Origin of the sequence: Protofrankia symbiont of Coriaria myrtifolia, from assembly GCF_900634755.1 — a bacterium.
In the GTDB taxonomy this organism is placed as follows: Bacteria; Actinomycetota; Actinomycetes; order Frankiales; family Frankiaceae; genus Protofrankia; species Protofrankia coriariae.
Genome location: NZ_CAAAFS010000192.1, coordinates 1 through 16,962 on the forward strand (window position 1 = coordinate 1; position 16,962 = coordinate 16,962).

Sequence of the window (16,962 nt, forward strand, 5' to 3'; positions counted from 1 at the left end):
GGGTGGGGCCGCGCTGGGTGTCACGGGAGGGACAGGCAGCTGACGGACCGTTGGCGTTTGCGGGGAAAGCGGGTGGAGATAATCTCACCGTTGGTGACAACGACTGGTGACAACGGCTCCCAGCGAGGAAGGCCACCGTGTTTCAACTGATCTGGATCATTTTCGCCGGTCTTGTGATCGGCCTGTTGGCACGCTTGTTCGTCCGGGGGCCACAGCGGATCCCACTGTGGCTCACGATCGTCATCGGCATCGTCGGCGCGCTGGTGGGCAACATCATCGCCAGTGCGCTCGGTGTCCGCGACACCGGCGGTTTCGACTGGATACGCCACATTCTGCAGGTGGGTGTAGCCGCCGGCCTCGTCGCCCTCCTCGCCCCCTTCTGGATCACCCGCCGCGCCCACCGGCCCCCCGACCGCTACCGCCAGTACCGCTGACCCGCCCGCCGGGACAGTGCGCTGACAGGCGCACGAACGGGGCGACGCCGTCGTTTCCGCCTCCACCGGCCCGTGTTTTCCACGTCACGGCTCCGTTCGCGGACAGCGCTCCCCCGCGCATGGTGTGGGTGGAAAGCCCGCGGGCGGTATATGCCGGGCGTGCCGCCGGGCGTCGCGGGCGGGTCATGATGGCCGTATGACGAACGGTGTCGACATGGTGTCGGAGACCTCGAAGACGAAGACGGGGACGGGCGCGCCGGAAGCGGTTGCGGAGCTGGCCGCGGACTTCGACCGCGACGGTTTCGTGATCGTCCGCGGGCTGTTCGCCGAGGAGGAGACGGCCGCACTCGGTGCCGCGCTCGCCGACCTCCAACGCCGGATCGGCACCGGCGATCTCGACCGCTCCTGGGCCGGGGACGATCTCGGTGGCGACTTCGACGGCGACCATCCGCCGTATGTGCACTACGTCGTCGGGGTCACGCACCTCTCCCCCGTCGCCGCGGCGGCGATCCGCCACCCCGTCCTGCTCGCGCTCGTCCAGCGCATCCTCGGCAACGACCACTGGCTGTACGACGTGGACGATCACGGTGTCATCTACCAGGACGCCCGCCCCGGCGCCGGGATGACCTACACGCGGATCGGCTGGCACAGCGACCACCAGTCCCGGCCGACATCGGAGATCTGGCCCGGGGTGGCACTGACCTTCCACATCGACGCGACATCGCCGGCCAACGGTTTCCTGCGGGCGGTGCCCGGCAGCCACCGCGGGGACTGGGACGCCGTCCCCGGCGGCTTCGGCAAGATCCCCGGTGAAGTGGCGGTCTACTGCGACCGCGGTGACGTGCTGCTGCACCACAGCGACCTGTGGCATGCCGCCGCCCGCGCCACCGAGGATCCGCCCGGTGGCGTACGCCGGCACATGCGCGGCAGCTACATGGGCGGCCGCCCCCTCGCCGCCGGCGAACACCTCGAGCCCTTCAACAAGAACGCCCTGCGCTGACCACTCGACCAGCCTCGAACTTCATGCTCGTTGTGATCCTGGTGCTGCTGGAACAGCAGCAGAATCACAACGAGCACCGTGTTAGCTGGGCCAGCCCTCATCGGGTGGGTGGTTGTCGGTGACGCGGACGGCGCGGGCAGGATGGGTGCGTGGTCATACCGATTCACGACATCAACCCGCTGCGTCGCCGGCCGATCGTCACCTGGCTGCTGATAGCGGTCAACGTCGCCGTCTTCGTGCTCTTCGAGCCGATCGTGACCTCGGTCGCCGGAGCTGACACCGCGACTCCGACGAGCGTCTGCGAGCAGGAACGGTTCTTCGACCGCTGGGGTGCGGTCCCCACCGAGATACTGGACAACCAGCCCGCCCCTCAGGCGCCCAGCGGCCGGTCCGCGGGCGTGAACCCGCAGGGCCAGGTGCTGTGTGAGGTGGAGTCGCCGCCGTCGTTCGACAAGTCCCCGGTCCTGTCGGTACTGACCGCGATGTTCCTGCACGGGAGCTGGCTGCACCTGCTCGGGAACATGCTCTTCCTCGGCGTGTTCGGCAACAACGTGGAAGACCGGATGGGACGCTTCCTCTATCTGATCTTCTACCTGGCGTGCGGATACGTGGCAACCTACGGGTTCGCGCTGTTCGAGTCGGACTCGACCACGACGCTCATCGGCGCCTCCGGGGCCGTGGCCGGCGTGCTCGGCGCCTACCTGGTCGTCTTCCCGCGGGCGCGGGTCATCGGCCTTGTCACGTTCCTGTTCTTTCTGCCGTTCTGGCTGCCGGCCTGGATAGTGCTCGGGTTCTGGTTCCTGCTCCAGTACATCTATTTCATCGGTATGGGTGTCGCGAAGGGCAGCAGCGTCGCCTACGGCGCCCACGTGGTCGGATTCGTTTTCGGCGCGTTGGCCGTCCTGCCGTTCGTCCGCGCGCTGCGGGCCGCGGGGCCGGCCCGATACCAGCCGCCCGACCAGCGGTGGGTCCGCCGGATGCCCTGGCCCTGACCGGCCGACACTGACGGGCCGGCGTCCGGCCCGTCAGCCGCCTCCAGGAAGGTGGCCGGAACCGGCCGATCGAGTCGGCCGATCCACGGAACACTCTCGTCGTGTTTTTACACGATGTGCCGGTGGACGGGCCGCCGCGCTCGTCCACCCACCTGTCGCGGTCATCGCGGCAGGCAGATACGGGCGAACCCGGCGGCCCGGGCCGGACAGATCACCCGTCGGAAGCTGGCATGTTCAGGTGGTGACCGTCGTCGACCACCACAGGCGCCGCTTCTTCCCCGCCTTCTTCTCGGCCGGGTCGCTCCCAACCTGATCGCTTCCGGCCTGATCCTTCCCGACCGGGGCCGCAACCGGCACGGCCGACGCGGGCAGGTCGATGGCGACCGTCCGCCAGCCCTCGTAGACCTCCTCGGACGGGAACCCCCGCGCGGCCAGGGCCTGCGCGGCACCGACGAGCTGCTCGTACGTCCGCTGGTCGTCGACCTCGTCGGCGCGGTCAGCGCGGTCAGCGTGGTCGTCCTGTGCGGCGTACCAGCGCACGACAGTGCCACCAACACGCAACGGCGCGCCACCCGGCGCCAGGGCGCCAGCTGACAGCGGGATGGCCGACGGTGCGCCGGCTGACGGTGCGCCGGCCGCGGGCGCGCTGGCGGCTGACGGGGTGGCCTCGCCCAGAGTGCGTGTCAGTGTCCAGGTGCGCACGAAAGTGACGGTGTGTGGCTCGTCCGGATCGGTGGTGGGCAGACCGCCCACATACTCCTCCAGAATCCTGACCACCTGTTCGACGGCCGCGGGACCCGGTTCCGCGCCGTCCTTCCCCAAACCCATCTACAACATCCTCTCCGGATATGTGGATAACTCCGGACCGTGACCGCCGGAGCGTGACAACCGATGACAACCGAACCGTGACGACCGCGAACCGCCGCACGCGGAACCGATAGCGCATCATCCCGGATGATGCGGTTGCTTCCGGCACCGGGGTGCTCACGAGACATTGCCGACACATATGCCCACAAGGTGTTTGAACGCCCGGCCGGGAGTAAAGATCGACCAATCCGCTGATCGGGAATGGGGCGTCCGGGTGGGACGCCGGGCACGACGTCGTGCGGGCCGCCGCCCGGACACGCTCCTCACGAGCTCCCGCGGGCCCCTCGGCCCGGGAAAGGACCATCATGCGTACCCGGGTACAGGTCCCCGTCATCGCCCTGATCTGGTTCGCCGTCGGCATCGTCGTCGCAATCAACAGGGACTACCAGGTGCACACCGGTTCCCAGCTCGCCACCTTCGTGCTGGCCGTGACCATCTGGCCGGTCCTGCTCCTCGGCGGCAGCGTGAACATCCAGCTCTGACCGGTACCCGCCCAGCTCACCTCCCACCGCGCCGGTCCAGCGCCCCGAAGCCGACCGGGTATCCCGCCGAGCCTGGTCCCGTTCTCCGTCGGCACCCGCCCGGGCGGGTGCCGACGGAGAACGGCGGTGACACCCGCGGCACCAGCAGCTCCGGCACCGGCACCGTGTCGGTCGGGATTCGGGATCCGGCTCGTGCGGCCGGCCGGCGGCGGTACCGGTGTCCCGCCACCGGGTGTGTCGAAGTATGCGCCGGCCGCGGCAAAGGAGGCATCCGGTGATTACCTGGGACCTGCGGGTCGAACCGTTCCAGCTCGGGCTAGAATCTGTTTGCAGAATATGACGTGCGGTGACAGACAACCCGGTTAGACAACCCGGCCAGACAGCCAGACAGCCCAATCAGACAACATGGCCAGACACCCCGGTCAGGCAGCCCAGTCGGACAACCCGGTCAGGCGGAGAAAACCGTGTCAGAAGAATCTGCGAACGCGGCCGGGCCCACCGATGTCACGGTGGGTGCCACGCCCATCCGGGTCTTTCTCCTTGACGATCATGAGCTGGTCCGCCGCGGGCTGCGCGATCTTCTTTCCGAGGAGCCCGACATCGAGGTGATCGGCGAGGCCGATCACCTCGACGGGACGGACCGGGCGATCCTCGCCGCCCGGCCCGACGTCGCGGTGCTGGACGCGCGCCTGCCGGACGGCAGCGGCATCGAGGTGTGCCGGTAGGTCCGTTCCCGCAACCCCGCTGTCGCCTGTCTGATCCTCACCTCGTTCGATGACGAGGAGGCCCTGTTCACCGCGATCATGGCAGGTGCCGCCGGGTACGTCCTCAAGCGGGCCCGCGGTACCGCTCTGGTGGATGCCGTACGGCGGGTTGCGGCGGGCCGTTCCCTCCTCGACCCCGCGGTGACCCCCCGGGTACTGCGCCGCGCGGGGCAGGAACCCGTCCACGACGAGCGGCTCGCCACCCTGACCGAGCAGGAACGCCGCATTCTCGCGCTCATCGCCGAGGGGCTGACCAACCGGCAGATCGCCAACCGCCTGTTCCTGGCGGAGAAGACCGTGAAGAACTACGTCTCCAGCCTGCTGGCCAAACTCGGGCTGGAAAGCCGGACCCAGGCCGCCGTCTTCGCCACCAAGCTCGCCCACTGACGCCGGCAGGCGACCGGCGGCGAACAGCCGGACCGAGTCCAGCCGGACTGGAATCCGATCACAGTCAGTTCATGCCGCATCCTTCGTCATCCCTCGTCGCCACGGGCGGTCTGGCTGAAACCGTCATGCCACACAGCCTTGGCGCCGCTGTCGCCGATTCGGTAGGTCTGCACGATCGAACCAGCGGCAGCGACGATGCCAAGCGCCGCGACGACCACCACGACACCTGGATGGACCGGCCGAGAGGCAGTGTGCACCCGCCGTGACAGCATCCAGGACACCGCGGCCGCGAGGAACAATACGGCCACCCAGGGCAACAGACTGTCACCTAGTTCGGCGTGCCGGCGGACCAGGGGATCAGCGGGCACACGGGCTTCGAGCCACTCTCCGGCATGGGTGGTGAGCGGAACACTGACCAACGCGATCAACGCGACCAGCGGTGTGGCGACACCGAGCCGGCGGCGCGCCGCCGGCCACACCGACGACAGCATCACCATCGCCGCCGCGACCGGCACGAGGACGACGACCACATGCACGAGTAACGCATGCGCGGGCAGACCGTTGATCTCCATTGGTCCCACTGCCGCTCCGATCGCGGTCCGGTATCACTTCGATGGGGTTTGTTGCATTATGCAAAAGTAAGACGAGGCAGGTCCTGAGGGGCTGTCGATCAGATCGCCGGTGTTCCGTGGGATGAGAGCGATCGAGAACAGGCGTGGCCCGGACAACTGGCGTGATGACGCCTCATCACGCTGATACGCCCAAGGTGCGCCGGGTGCGCCGGGTGCGACCGGTGGGCCATGCCCCACCGCCACGGGACACCGCGCTACATCAACAGAAGCACATGGATAAAAATGCTGCGACAATTCGCCGAGTCGGCGGCCGCTTCGGGGTCGACCTGGTCCGCGTCGTGGAGGGTGACACCTTGATCAATAAGGTCCTGGTCGCGAATCGCAGTGAGATAGCCATCCGCGTCTTCCGTGCCGCGCACGAGCTGGGACTGCGCACGGTTGCCGTCTACACGCCCGAGGACGTGGGCTCACAGCACCGGACAAAGGCTGACGAGTCCTACGAGATCGGCAAGCCCGGCCACCCCGTCCGCGGCTATCTGGACATCGACGCCCTGCTGGCGGTGGCGAAAAGGGTCGGCGCGGACGCCCTGCACCCGGGATACGGCTTCCTGTCCGAGAGCGAGGCGCTGGCACACGCGTGCGAGCTGGCCGGGGTCACCTTCGTCGGCCCCCCGCCGCCGGTGCTGCGGCTGACCGGGGACAAGGTGGCCGCCCGTGAGGCCGCGGTGGCCGCGGGCCTGCCGGTGCTGCGGGCCTCGGCGCCGGTGACCGAACCGGCCGCCGCGCTGGCCGCCGCCGAGGCCGTGGGCTTCCCGCTGTTCGTGAAGGCGTCGGCGGGCGGTGGTGGCCGCGGCCTGCGCCGGGTGAACTATCCAGAAGACCTTGAAGACGCGGTGACGAGCGCGATCCGGGAGGCGGCGGCGGCCTTCGGGGACGGCACGATCTTCCTCGAGCAGGCCCTCGACCGGCCCCGGCACATCGAGGTGCAGGTCCTCGGCGACGCCACCGGCGAGGTCGTCCACCTCTACGAGCGGGACTGCTCGGTGCAGCGACGTCACCAGAAGGTCGTCGAGGTCGCGCCCGCTCCCCTGCTCGACGCCGCCGTGCGGGACCGGCTGTGCGCGGACGCGCTGGCGTTCGCCCGGCACGTCGGCTACGTCAACGCCGGCACGGTGGAGTTCCTGGTCGCCGCCGACGGGTCGCACACCTTCATGGAGATGAACCCGCGTATCCAGGTCGAGCACACCGTCACCGAGGAGGTCACCGGCGTCGACCTGGTCGTGGCACAGCTGCGGATCGCCGGCGGCGCCGCCCTGGCCGACCTGGGCCTGTCCCAGGAGTCGATCAGCATCCGCGGGGCCGCGGTGCAGTGCCGGGTGACCACCGAGGATCCGGCGGACGGGTTCCGCCCGGACACCGGAAAGATCACCAGATACGAGTCCCCGGGCGGCTCGGGCGTCCGGCTGGACGGGGCGATCTACCAGGGCGTGGAGATCACCCCGTACTTCGACTCGCTGCTGGTCAAGGTGACCGCCCGCGGGGCCGATCTGGCGCAGGCCACCGCGCGGGCCGGCCGGGCGCTGGCGGAGTTCCGGGTCCGCGGCGTGCGCACGAACGTGAAGTTCCTGCAGCGGCTGCTCGCCGAGGAGGACTTCCTCGCCGGCCGGGTGACCACGTCGTTCCTGGACGACCGGCCGGGGCTGTTCCTCGGGGACGGCGGTACCGACCGCACCAGCCGGCTGCTCGACCGGCTGGCCACCAGCACCGTCAACGGCCACCGGCGGCCGGCCGCCACGCTGATCGACCCGCTGGGCCTGCTGCCGACCATCCCGGCCGGGGCGGCGCCGGCCGGCTCCCGGCAGCTGCTCGCCGAGGTCGGCCCGCGGGAGTGGGCGGCGCGGCTGCGGGCCGAGACCCGGCTCGCGGTCACCGACACCACTCTGCGTGACGCCCATCAGTCGCTGCTGGCGACCAGGCTGCGCACCACCGACATTCTCGCGATCGCCCCCGCCTACTCCCGGCTCGTCCCCGACCTGCTGAGCCTTGAGTGCTGGGGCGGGGCCACCTACGACGTGGCGTTGCGCTTCCTCGCGGAGGACCCGTGGGAACGCCTCGCCGCCATCCGCGAACGGGTTCCCAACATCTGCCTGCAGATGCTGCTGCGCGGACGCAACGCCGTCGGCTACACCCCCTACCCGGACGACGTGGTCCAGGCGTTCGTCGCCGAGGCGGCGGCGACCGGCGTCGACATCTTCCGGGTGTTCGACGCGCTGAACGACATCGAGCAGATGCGGCCGGCGATCGACGCGGTCCTCGAGGCCGGCGCGGTCGCCGAGGGAACTCTGTGTTACACCGGCGATCTGGTGGACCCCGCGGAGCGGATCTACACCCTCGACTACTACCTGCGCCTGGCCGAACAGCTCGTGGCCGCTGGCGCGCACGTACTGACGATCAAGGACATGGCCGGGCTGCTGCGACCGGCCGCCGCACGCGTCCTGGTGGCGGCGCTGCGGAAGAACTTCGACGCGCCCGTGCACGTACACACCCACGACACCGCTGGTGGCCAGCTGGCCACCCTGATCGCGGCGGCCGAGGCCGGCGCGGACGCCGTCGACGCCGCGTCCGCGCCGCTGTCGGGCGGCACCAGCCAGCCGAACCTGTCCGCGCTCGTCGCTGCCACCGACCACACCCCACGGGCAACCGGGATCAGCCTGACCGCGCTGTCGGCGATGGAGCCGTACTGGGAGGCGGTCCGCGACCTCTACGCGCCGTTCGAGGCGGGGCTGCGGGCGCCGACGGGTGCCGTCTACCGGCACGAGATCCCCGGCGGCCAGCTGACGAACCTGCGCCAGCAGGCGATCGCCCTCGGGCTGGGCGCCAAATGGTCCCAGGTGCAGGAGTGCTACGCCCTGGCCAACGACCTGCTCGGCAAGCCCATCAAGGTCACGCCCACCAGCAAGGTCGTCGGGGACCTGGCGCTGTTCATCGCCGGCGGTGACATCGACGTCGCCGTGCTGCGCGAGCATCCCGAACGCTACGACCTGCCGGCCAGCGTCCTGGGCTACCTTGCCGGCGATCTCGGCACGCCACCGGCCGGCTTCGCCGAGCCCTTCCGCGAACGCGCGCTCGCCGGCCGGCAGCCGTCCGCGCCCGTGACCGACCTGGACCCGCAGGACGCGGCCGCCCTGCGGGTGGACGGACCGGGGCGGCGCGAGACCCTGTCCCGGCTGCTGTTCCCCGGGCCGTGGAACGACTACACCGCCGCCGTGGCGGCCTACGGCAACTCCGCCACGGTCCCCACCGAGGAGTTCTTCTACGGCCTCACCCCGGGACAGCCGGTGACCATCACCGTGGAGCCCGGGGTGGAGGTCATCGTCGAGCTCAACGACGTCGGCGAACCCGACGACGCGGGCATGCGCACCCTGTACCTGCGGGTCAACGGCCAGCCACGGCCGGTGTCGGTGCGGGACACCTCGATCGCGACGGTGTCCAAGGAGGCCCGGCGCGCCGACCCCGGCGACCCGGCACAGATTCCCGCGGGGCTGCCCGGACTGGTCACCTATACGGTCACTGTCGGTGAGGAGGTGCGCAAGGGTGACCGGCTGGCCACCATCGAGGCGATGAAGATGGAGGCCGCCGTCACCAGCCCGCACGCGGGGACCGTCACCGAACTGGTCCACTCCTCCGGCGTTTCCGTCGAGGTCGGCGATCTCCTTCTTGTGGTGACCCCCGTGCCGGTCCCCAACTGAGCGGCTTCTTCAAGATCTTCCTGATTGGTGCGACTCCAGGCAGGGTACCGCTAACACGTGGCCGTACTCACAGCATGTGCCGCATTCGCACAGCACCCCGGTCAGCGATCCCGGAAACGGAGGCCGCTGGCCGGGGAAGGAGTATGCGCCTTATCCGGTGAGTTTCTTTTGTCGAGCCGGCTGTAGCCAGGTACGGGAGTACCCGCGGAATGGAGTCATACGCCAGTCAGATGAGCACGGAAGTACGCGGACTCCGGGGCGAGAGAACGCGGTTCCGCGTACTGGGGCCATTGGAGGTGTACGGATACGACGACACACTGATCGATATTCACCAGCACAAGCCACGTATGCTGCTCTCGCTACTGCTCCTCAATGCCGGGACCTGGGTGAGCATCGACCGGATCTGTGCCGTCCTCTGGGAGGACGAGCCGCCCAGATCCTCGTTCGGAAACATCAAGACCTATGTGTCGCAATTGCGGCGGACGCTCCCCCCGGCTCCTCCCACGGATAACAGGATAGAAAGCAGGGCAGGTGCCTACCGCATCAACCTGGCGCCTGGTGAACTTGACGTGTCGGTTTTTGACAAAATGGCGCACCGTGGCCAGGAGGCGTTGCGCGAAGGCGCCGGCGAGATTGCCGTCGATTATTTTCAGAAAGCGTTGGAACTGTGGCGTGGACAGCCTTTCGACGAACTGCCCGAGAGCATCACCCTGGCCGAGGCGGCACGGTTGGAGGAGCAGCACTGGGCGGTCCTGGAAGATCTGATCGACGTCCGTCTCTCCCGCGGCCACCAGGACGCCGTCCTGCCCACGCTGCGTGCGCTGACCATCGAATATCCCCTGCGGGAGCGGCTGTGGGGCCAGCTCCTCCTCGCGTTGCACCAGTCGGGCCGGCGGGCGGAGGCGCTGTCGGCGTACCAGACCGTGTACCGCCTGCTGGCCGAGGAGCTCGGCGTCGAGCCGGGAGCGGGGCTGCGTAGGCTGCACCAGCGGATACTGGACGCCGATCTCAGTGTGGAGACCGAACGGTGACCGGCGGCAGACGGTACGGAAACGCACCTTTTTCGCTACGGATGTACGCGGGTTGAACCTTCACTGAACCTCATGGTCGCAACATGGAGGAAGGGTTGGTTCCCAATGGGCCAGCCCGGAGAGATCGGATGGAAGAGACCGTCCGACCAACGATGGTCGGGCCGATCATCCGAGAGGACTCCACAGGAGGCACCATGAAAGCTCCGTACCAGCCGCCCGCGCTCCAGGAGGTCGGCACCTTCCCCGTCGTCACCGAAGGCTACTACGGCGGCCATCGGCGGGACTACTACGGCGGATACCAGAAGTTCCGCAGGTTCCGTAGGTTCCGCGGATTCCGTCACGGCTACTAGAACACCACGGACTGGAACGCCGCTGAACACCAACGGTTCACTCGCGAGCGGGTGCTTCCGCACCCCGGCCGATCGCCCCTGCGGCGTCGACCTGGAGGGAACACTGCTGCCCGGGTCAACACGCCCGTGCTGTCCGGGCGCAGCCACCCCGCCCGCTGGTCGGACTACGACCGCTGTTCAGCGGCCCCGTGGACAAGCCACATAGCCCGGTGGCTCCCTGCCGTCGTACACGGTGGCAGTGAGTAACTCTTACTGCCACCAGCGGCGTGCGGGGACGCGGGGAGCGGACATTTTCCTCGACAGCGACTGCCGACGGTGGCCCCGGCCGCAGCCTGTCATCCTGATCTCCGGTGCGAAGAAACAGGCGGACAGCGCATGACAGGACTTCCCTCTCCCGGAACACCGTGGTTTCTCACCCTGCCCGATGCCGGTCACCTGGCCGGGGCCGTCAGCCCGGTCGCCGAGCGCGCCCCGCGAACGCTGCGCTACCGTTCCGGCCGGCCGTGGCTGCTTGGTGACTGGTCCGACAATGCTGTCGGCAACGATGCTGTCGGCGACACTGTCGTGGTCGCCGAGGCCGGGACCTCCCGACTGGCGCTGATCGGATGTTGCCCGGTCAGCGCCGCCCACCTCACCCGCGCTCTGACGCGGATACGGGAGGTCACCGCGCTCGACATCCTGATCTCGTCGCTGCCCGGCAGTTTCCACGTCGTGGCCGACATCGACGGCCACCGCCGTGTTCAGGGCACCGCTTCGGGCCTGCGGCGGGTGTTCCACACGGTGCTGGACGGGCAGGTCATCGCCTCTGACCGCGCCGACATGCTGGCCGCCTGCGTCCGCGGCGAGCTGGATCCCACCGCTGTCGCGCTGTCCCTGCTCGACCCGTCGGCGCCCTACCCCCTGGACGACCGGCCGATGTGGCGCGGTGTGGAGGTGCTCGCGCCCGACCATTTCCTCCTGGCCGACCGCGACGGACGGGCGCGCACCGTCCGCTGGTGGCGCCGGCCCGAACCGGTGCTGTCGCTGGAGACGGGAGCACCGCTGCTGCGCGGCGCCCTCACCGAGGCGGTGGCCGCCCGGGCCGGTGCCGTCGGCGGCAGCGGTGGCACGGTGAGCTGCGACCTGTCCGGCGGACTCGACTCGGCAGCGGTGTGCTTTCTGACCGCGAGAAACCCGGTGACGCTCGTCGCCTACACCGGTATCGGCCGGGATCCGGGCGATGACGATCCGGAATGGGTGGACCTGGCCGTGGCTGGTCTGCCGACTGGCCGGCCGGCTGGTCTGCCGGGCATGGTGCACGAGGTCCTGCCGCGCGACGAGCTTCCCCTCGTCTACGACGGGATCATGACCGCTGACGAAGCGCTGGACAGGCCCTTCCCCGGCATCACCGACCGGGCGAAGATACTCACCGGCCTGCGCCGCGTGGCCCTTTACCACCCACGCGTCCACCTGACCGGTCTCGGCGGTGACGAGGTCGTGCAGGGAACATCGAACTACCTGCCCGCGCTGCTGCGCAGACGTCCGTGGACCGCCGTCGACCGGTTCCGCGGCTTCCGGATCCAGCACCGGTGGCCGTTGTGGGCGGGCCTGTGGATGCTCCAGCCGCGCGGCTACCGCACCTACCTGGCGCAGCTGGCCGCCCAGGTCACCGGCTCCCGCCCGATGCCCGGCCTCGCCGACCTGGACTGGGCCGACACCCCCCGACTGCCCAGATGGCTGACGCCGCACGCCGTCACGCTGGTACGCGAGGCGCTGGAGGCGCTGGTGGACTCCGCAGCGCCACCGCTGGCCGGGACCCGTGACGGGCATCATGACCTGCTGTCCATCCGAACGGCCGCGGGAGCCACTCGGCTGTTCTGCCAGCTCGCCGCGCCGACCACCGTGACACCGGCCGCCCCGTTCCTCGACGACCGGGTGATCGAGGCCGCCCTCGCGGTTCGCCCGGAGGAACGCACCACCCCCTGGGAGTACAAGCCGCTGCTCAAGGAGGCCATGCGCGGGATCGTGCCGGACCGCTCCCTGCGACGCGTCACAAAAGCGGAGGGTTCGGCGGAGGAGGCGGCGGGGCTGGACGCCCACCGCGACCAACTGCTGGCGTTGTGCGAAAACTCCCGGCTCGCCGATCTCGGGCTGGTGGATCCGGAGAAACTGCGGGAGTACTGCCGGTATTCACACGCGCCCGAGCGGGAACACGAATCTCTCCACCAGACCTTCGCCTGTGAAACATGGCTTCGGGTGCTCACCGGCGACCGGGCGGCCGGGCATCCGCTGGGGGCAGCATGACGAGGTTGCGGCAGGCGGTCGCCCACACCGAAACCGACTACGGTGCCGCGCTCCTGGACGAGCGCAGCGGTCGATACTGGTCGCTCAATCCGACCGGGGCGCTCGTGTTACGGGTGCTGCTCGGCGGCGGCAGCCCCGCCGACGCCGCCGCCGCCGTCACCGACACCTGTGACGTGGACGCAACCACCGCGGACCGTGACGTGCGGGCCCTGCTGACCGAGCTTCGCGCGGCGGGGCTCCTCGCGACCGGCGCCGCCGACCGGTAATGCCGACGCACGTTCACCCCGGGAGGTGACGGGCAATGACCACACCCATGTCGGTGAGCCGTCGGGGAGACAACCTCGCGCTACGGCGACGGCCCCTGGCCCTGGCCGCGGTCGCGGCCGCACGACTGCTCGCCACCCAGCCTCCCAGCCGGATCCGTGCCGTCCTGACCTGGCTGCGCCGGGGTGCCGTGCCAGCCGACTACCAGCAGACGCTGGCCGCACGCAACGCCGTGACGGCGGTGAGCATGGTGTGTCGCAGCGGCCACGGCTGCATCCCCCGATCCATCGCCACCGCGCTGCTCTGCCGGGCATCGGGGGTCTGGCCGACCTGGTGCGTGGGCGTCCGCGCCGTCAGCCCGTTCGCCGCCCATGCCTGGGTGGAGGCGGACGGGGCGATGGTGGGCGAACGGGAACCAGCGGGCTACTTCCGGCCGCTTCTCACCGTCCCCCCGCCAGCGGCGGGGATGGCCACGGCGGCAGGTGTCGGAGCATCATGAGGATCATCGGCCTGCCGGGCGGCCCGGCGGAGCGGACGACCACGGCCAGGCCACGGCCGGCCGACTCGAACGGCGACGCGGCCTACACCGACGGTGTGCCCGGAGAACGCCTTCAGGGCGGCGGACCGTCCGGCGACGGAGCATACGAGGACGGGTCGCAGGCCGGGGAACTGCGGCTGCGCGGGCTGTGGCGTCTGCTGCGCGGACACGGCCGGCTGGTGGGGATCGCCACCGCGCTGACGGTGGTCGGCACCGTCCTCGGCGTCGCCCAGCCGCTGCTGGTGAAGGACGTCATCGACCTTGCGCAGGCCGGCGGCGTCCCCGGATCGCTCATCCTGCTGCTGTTCGCGCTCTTCGTCGGCCAGGCACTGACCGACACCCTCGGTAACTACCTGCTGGAACGTGCCGGCCAGGGAATCCTGCTCGATCTGCGGATCCGGCTGGTCGATCACCTGCTGCGGCTGCGGATCGGGGTCTACGACCGGCGGCGCACCGGCGACCTGATCTCCCGGGCCAACACCGACACCACCCTCGTCCGGGAGGCGGTGGCCTACAGCTTCTCCACGATCGTCACAAGCGTGATCGGCGTCATCGGCGCGGTCGTGATGATGGTGTGGCTGGACGCGTTGCTCTTCCTGCTCGTCCTGCTCGCGGCCGTGGTGGCCGGGGTGATGGTGCTGGGCGTGCTGGTGCGCATCCGGATCACCTCGGAACGCGGCCAGGCCAGCATCGGGAGCATGACCGCCGACCTCGAACGGGCACTCACCACGATCCGCACCGTGCGGGCCAGCCGGGCCGAACGGCGTGAGAGCGCGCGCATCGCCGGCCACGCGCGGGCCGCCTACCGGGCTGGGGTGCGGATGGCCGCGTTGGACTCGGTCGTCGCTCCGGCCATCCAACTGGCCGTGCAGGGATCGGTTCTGGTGGTGCTGCTGGTCGGTGGAGTGCTCGTCGCACGGGGTTCGACGTCCCTGGGTGATCTCGTCGCCTTCCTGCTCTACGCCACCTATCTCGTCATACCGCTGTCCGATCTGTTCGAGGTCGCGGGGACGATCCAACGCGGCATGGGAGGGCTGCGGCGTGTCGACGCGGTCTTCGCGCTACCCCGTGAACCGGACACCGCCGGTGCCGCCGAGCGGCGTCCCGACCCCGGCCGGGACGGCCCCGGACCGCGGGCGCTCCGGCCCGCCGGCCGGCACGGGAGACAACTCGGGGACGGGCAGGCGGTCGAACAGGCCGGGGACACTCCGGCGGTCGAGTTCCGTAACGTCTGGTTCGGCTACTCCGGCGAACCGGTGCTTCGGGACGTGTCGTTCACGGTGCCGCCCCGCGGCCACATCGCGCTGGTCGGCAGGTCCGGTGCGGGAAAGTCCACCGTGTTCCAGCTCATCGAGCGGTTCTACGAACCGGACCGCGGGACGATCCTGTTCGGCGGGCGGGACGCGGACACCCTCGACCGTGCCACCGCCCGCACCTGGGTGAACCTGGTCGAACAGCAGACCCCGGTGCTGCAGGGAACGCTGCGGGACAACATCGTCTATGCCGCGCCCGACGCCACCGAGGACGAGCTGCGCTGGGCGATCAGTACCGCCGGCCTGGCCGACCTGGTCGCGCGGATACCCGACCGGTTGGACACCGAGGTCGGCGACCACGGGGTTCTGCTCTCGGGTGGGGAACGCCAACGGGTCGCCATCGCCCGCGCGTTGCTGGCCCGGCCCGCCGTCCTCCTCATGGACGAGCCCACCTCCCAGATGGACTCGCTCACCGAGCGGGCGCTCACCCGGGCGATGCGTCAGGTCTCGGCATCGCACGCGCTCCTGGTCATCGCGCACCGGATCTCCACGGTTCGCGCAGCCGATCGGATCATCGTCCTCGACGAGGGAAAGGTGGCGGCCACCGGCCACCACGAGCATCTGGTACGAGTGAGCCCGCTCTACCAGGAGCTCGCGTCCAGCCGGCTGGACGCTGACCCGGACCTTGGCCGGGGGCGCCCATGAGGGGGCCGGCCGTAAAGGGGCCGGAGCAGGGTTCTGGGGAAGGCCGTGCGGGCCCGGTGGTCGTCCAGCTCCGGCAGCCCGGATGCGTTTGATCGCATCGCTGGTGGTTCCGGGGCTGGCTGGCTCACGTCGCGGCCCGGCCAGCCCCGGTTGGCCCGCCTCGTCCTCAGCTCGCGGTGCCCGTCGAGCCCGTGCCGCTCACCGCCCGTCGGCTTGCCGACGCCGACCAGTCGGCGGGCGGGACGGGGTCGAGAGGAACAGCCGTCGTACCGTTCCACTGGTAACGCACAGTCGCCGCGCCACCGGTGGGGCAGCACAGCGGGTCATCGGGCCGGTAAAGCTGGTAGGACAGCGCGACGACGTCGTCGGTAGACCACAGCCACTCGACGGTCGCGCTCGGTAGCTGGGTGTCGGTGCCGACCAGACGGCCGTGGTGGAAGAGGAACGCCTGCTGAGGATGGCCGTCCACGGCGGCGGTCCAGCGTCCGACGATCACGCTGAGGTCGTTGTCCGGGTGGTAGCCGGCCGTCCCGGTGGGGGTGTAGCCGTGCTCCCGGACGACCGCCGTGGCCGTTTCGGTCCCGTCAGCTCCGGAAGCGGCCCCGGAAGACGGCGCGGACACGGGCGCGGCGGACAGCGGCGTCCCCGGCCCGGGTGGCCGCGGCTGTGGTGCCGACGCGGCGAGAACGCGCCCGTCGCCCCACCCGCTCAGCGCGACCGTGACGGCCACCAGGGTGGCCACCAGACAACGACGAAAGGCCATGACATCCCCTCTCCCCTGCCCGCTCTCTGCCTTGTCCGCTGCCCGTACGTCAGGGCTGACTCCCCGCCGTGGCCGGGCTCCCGTTGGCGGAGATACCCGTTTCACACCCGCCTACTCGGCCATTCGTCCCTCACACCGTCTCCGGTCGACCCAGAGCCGGGACAGCCGGTAAATCGATGAAAAGGTAAAACGAATGTCCGATATTACGACCAGACGCCGGAAGACCAGCCCTCAGAATACAGACAACCACCGGAACGCAGACGAAAGAATACGGACACCTACAACGACACGGGCAGCCGGGCGAAAAAGGAAACAAATCGGTACGGTACGACACCCGGGCGCATCACATGTTATCCGGACTGCCCGGCCGACCGGTGGGCCACACGCGGTACACGCACGTTTCCGCTGTCTTCTGCCGGACATGGCCGGTACGGCCCTGCCCGCCTGGGCCAGGCCGTACCGCGCGCGGTGCCCCGAGGCGGCCCCGCGCAAAGCGCTACAAGAGCGGCACCGCGCGAAGCGCTAGTG

General features: G+C 69.8%; 14 protein-coding genes and 1 pseudogene. 12 read left to right on the top strand and 3 right to left on the bottom strand.

Annotation, left to right across the window (positions count from 1 at the left end):
- Positions 1-137: 137 nt before the first annotated feature.
- From CM1CMNOD_RS10855 to CM1CMNOD_RS10865, 3 genes are all read left to right on the top strand, one after another.
- Positions 138-434, top strand: coding sequence for a GlsB/YeaQ/YmgE family stress response membrane protein (locus CM1CMNOD_RS10855; RefSeq protein WP_013873696.1), 297 nt, complete (start codon positions 138-140; stop codon positions 432-434).
- A 196-nt stretch (positions 435-630) separates the two neighbouring features.
- Positions 631-1,434, top strand: a complete 804-nt coding sequence (locus CM1CMNOD_RS10860; RefSeq protein ID WP_013873697.1) for a phytanoyl-CoA dioxygenase family protein — start codon at positions 631-633, stop codon at positions 1,432-1,434.
- 149 nt (positions 1,435-1,583) lie between these two features.
- Complete coding sequence (locus CM1CMNOD_RS10865) at positions 1,584-2,426, top strand: rhomboid family intramembrane serine protease (protein WP_013873698.1); 843 nt, start codon at positions 1,584-1,586, stop codon at positions 2,424-2,426.
- Between the two features lie 234 nt (positions 2,427-2,660).
- Here the strand turns inward: CM1CMNOD_RS10865 and CM1CMNOD_RS10870 are convergent, their stop codons facing one another.
- On the bottom strand, positions 2,661-3,254 hold the full coding sequence (locus CM1CMNOD_RS10870) for a hypothetical protein (protein WP_013873699.1): 594 nt from the start codon (positions 3,252-3,254) through the stop codon (positions 2,661-2,663).
- 344 nt (positions 3,255-3,598) lie between these two features.
- Here CM1CMNOD_RS10870 and CM1CMNOD_RS21715 point away from each other — a divergent pair, with 344 nt between their 5' ends.
- Positions 3,599-3,775: a hypothetical protein gene (locus CM1CMNOD_RS21715; RefSeq protein WP_013873700.1), complete on the top strand. Its 177-nt coding sequence runs from the start codon at positions 3,599-3,601 to the stop codon at positions 3,773-3,775.
- 464 nt (positions 3,776-4,239) lie between these two features.
- Positions 4,240-4,926, top strand: a pseudogene (locus CM1CMNOD_RS10875) (response regulator).
- An 86-nt stretch (positions 4,927-5,012) separates the two neighbouring features.
- Here the strand turns inward: CM1CMNOD_RS10875 and CM1CMNOD_RS10880 are convergent.
- Positions 5,013-5,507, bottom strand: a complete 495-nt coding sequence (locus CM1CMNOD_RS10880; protein ID WP_013873701.1) for a DUF2231 domain-containing protein — start codon at positions 5,505-5,507, stop codon at positions 5,013-5,015.
- Positions 5,508-5,854: 347 nt separating this feature from the next.
- Between CM1CMNOD_RS10880 and CM1CMNOD_RS10885 the strand changes: the two genes are divergently transcribed.
- From CM1CMNOD_RS10885 to CM1CMNOD_RS10915, 7 genes are all read left to right on the top strand, one after another.
- Positions 5,855-9,247, top strand: a complete 3,393-nt coding sequence (locus tag CM1CMNOD_RS10885) for a pyruvate carboxylase (protein WP_043606153.1) — start codon at positions 5,855-5,857, stop codon at positions 9,245-9,247.
- Between the two features lie 347 nt (positions 9,248-9,594).
- Positions 9,595-10,278: an AfsR/SARP family transcriptional regulator gene (locus CM1CMNOD_RS10890; protein ID WP_237702725.1), complete on the top strand. Its 684-nt coding sequence runs from the start codon at positions 9,595-9,597 to the stop codon at positions 10,276-10,278.
- A gap of 194 nt (positions 10,279-10,472) precedes the next feature.
- Positions 10,473-10,628, top strand: coding sequence for a lasso RiPP family leader peptide-containing protein (locus tag CM1CMNOD_RS21720; RefSeq protein WP_157491007.1), 156 nt, complete (start codon positions 10,473-10,475; stop codon positions 10,626-10,628).
- Positions 10,629-11,003: 375 nt separating this feature from the next.
- Complete coding sequence (locus CM1CMNOD_RS10900) at positions 11,004-12,911, top strand: lasso peptide isopeptide bond-forming cyclase (protein WP_013873705.1); 1,908 nt, start codon at positions 11,004-11,006, stop codon at positions 12,909-12,911.
- Entirely contained in the window at positions 12,908-13,177 is a 270-nt protein-coding gene (locus tag CM1CMNOD_RS10905; protein WP_013873706.1) for a lasso peptide biosynthesis PqqD family chaperone, read from the top strand. Before CM1CMNOD_RS10900 ends, CM1CMNOD_RS10905 begins: the two co-directional genes overlap by 4 nt.
- A 35-nt stretch (positions 13,178-13,212) precedes the next feature.
- The gene (locus CM1CMNOD_RS10910; RefSeq protein ID WP_013873707.1) at positions 13,213-13,674 is read left to right on the top strand and encodes a lasso peptide biosynthesis B2 protein; all 462 of its coding nucleotides are present in this window, start codon (positions 13,213-13,215) and stop codon (positions 13,672-13,674) included.
- Complete coding sequence (locus tag CM1CMNOD_RS10915) at positions 13,671-15,671, top strand: ABC transporter ATP-binding protein (protein ID WP_013873708.1); 2,001 nt, start codon at positions 13,671-13,673, stop codon at positions 15,669-15,671. The genes CM1CMNOD_RS10910 and CM1CMNOD_RS10915 overlap by 4 nt, the downstream gene beginning before the upstream one ends.
- A 166-nt stretch (positions 15,672-15,837) precedes the next feature.
- Here the strand turns inward: CM1CMNOD_RS10915 and CM1CMNOD_RS10920 are convergent, their stop codons facing one another.
- The gene (locus CM1CMNOD_RS10920) at positions 15,838-16,434 is read right to left on the bottom strand and encodes an LppP/LprE family lipoprotein (RefSeq protein ID WP_013873709.1); all 597 of its coding nucleotides are present in this window, start codon (positions 16,432-16,434) and stop codon (positions 15,838-15,840) included.
- Positions 16,435-16,962: the final 528 nt, after the last annotated feature.

What these genes read in the sequence shown, in the direction of transcription:
- CM1CMNOD_RS10860 (WP_013873697.1), top strand. Translation starts at nt 631, where the DNA reads ATGACGAACGGTGTCGACATGGTGTCGGAGACCTCGAAGACGAAGACG.
- CM1CMNOD_RS10870 (WP_013873699.1), bottom strand. Translation starts at nt 3,254, where the DNA reads ATGGGTTTGGGGAAGGACGGCGCGGAACCGGGTCCCGCGGCCGTCGAA.
- CM1CMNOD_RS21715 (WP_013873700.1), top strand. Translation starts at nt 3,599, where the DNA reads ATGCGTACCCGGGTACAGGTCCCCGTCATCGCCCTGATCTGGTTCGCC.
- CM1CMNOD_RS10890 (WP_237702725.1), top strand. Translation starts at nt 9,595, where the DNA reads ATGCTGCTCTCGCTACTGCTCCTCAATGCCGGGACCTGGGTGAGCATC.
- CM1CMNOD_RS21720 (WP_157491007.1), top strand. Translation starts at nt 10,473, where the DNA reads ATGAAAGCTCCGTACCAGCCGCCCGCGCTCCAGGAGGTCGGCACCTTC.
- CM1CMNOD_RS10900 (WP_013873705.1), top strand. Translation starts at nt 11,004, where the DNA reads ATGACAGGACTTCCCTCTCCCGGAACACCGTGGTTTCTCACCCTGCCC.
- CM1CMNOD_RS10905 (WP_013873706.1), top strand. Translation starts at nt 12,908, where the DNA reads ATGACGAGGTTGCGGCAGGCGGTCGCCCACACCGAAACCGACTACGGT.
- CM1CMNOD_RS10910 (WP_013873707.1), top strand. Translation starts at nt 13,213, where the DNA reads ATGACCACACCCATGTCGGTGAGCCGTCGGGGAGACAACCTCGCGCTA.
- CM1CMNOD_RS10915 (WP_013873708.1), top strand. Translation starts at nt 13,671, where the DNA reads ATGAGGATCATCGGCCTGCCGGGCGGCCCGGCGGAGCGGACGACCACG.
- CM1CMNOD_RS10920 (WP_013873709.1), bottom strand. Translation starts at nt 16,434, where the DNA reads ATGGCCTTTCGTCGTTGTCTGGTGGCCACCCTGGTGGCCGTCACGGTC.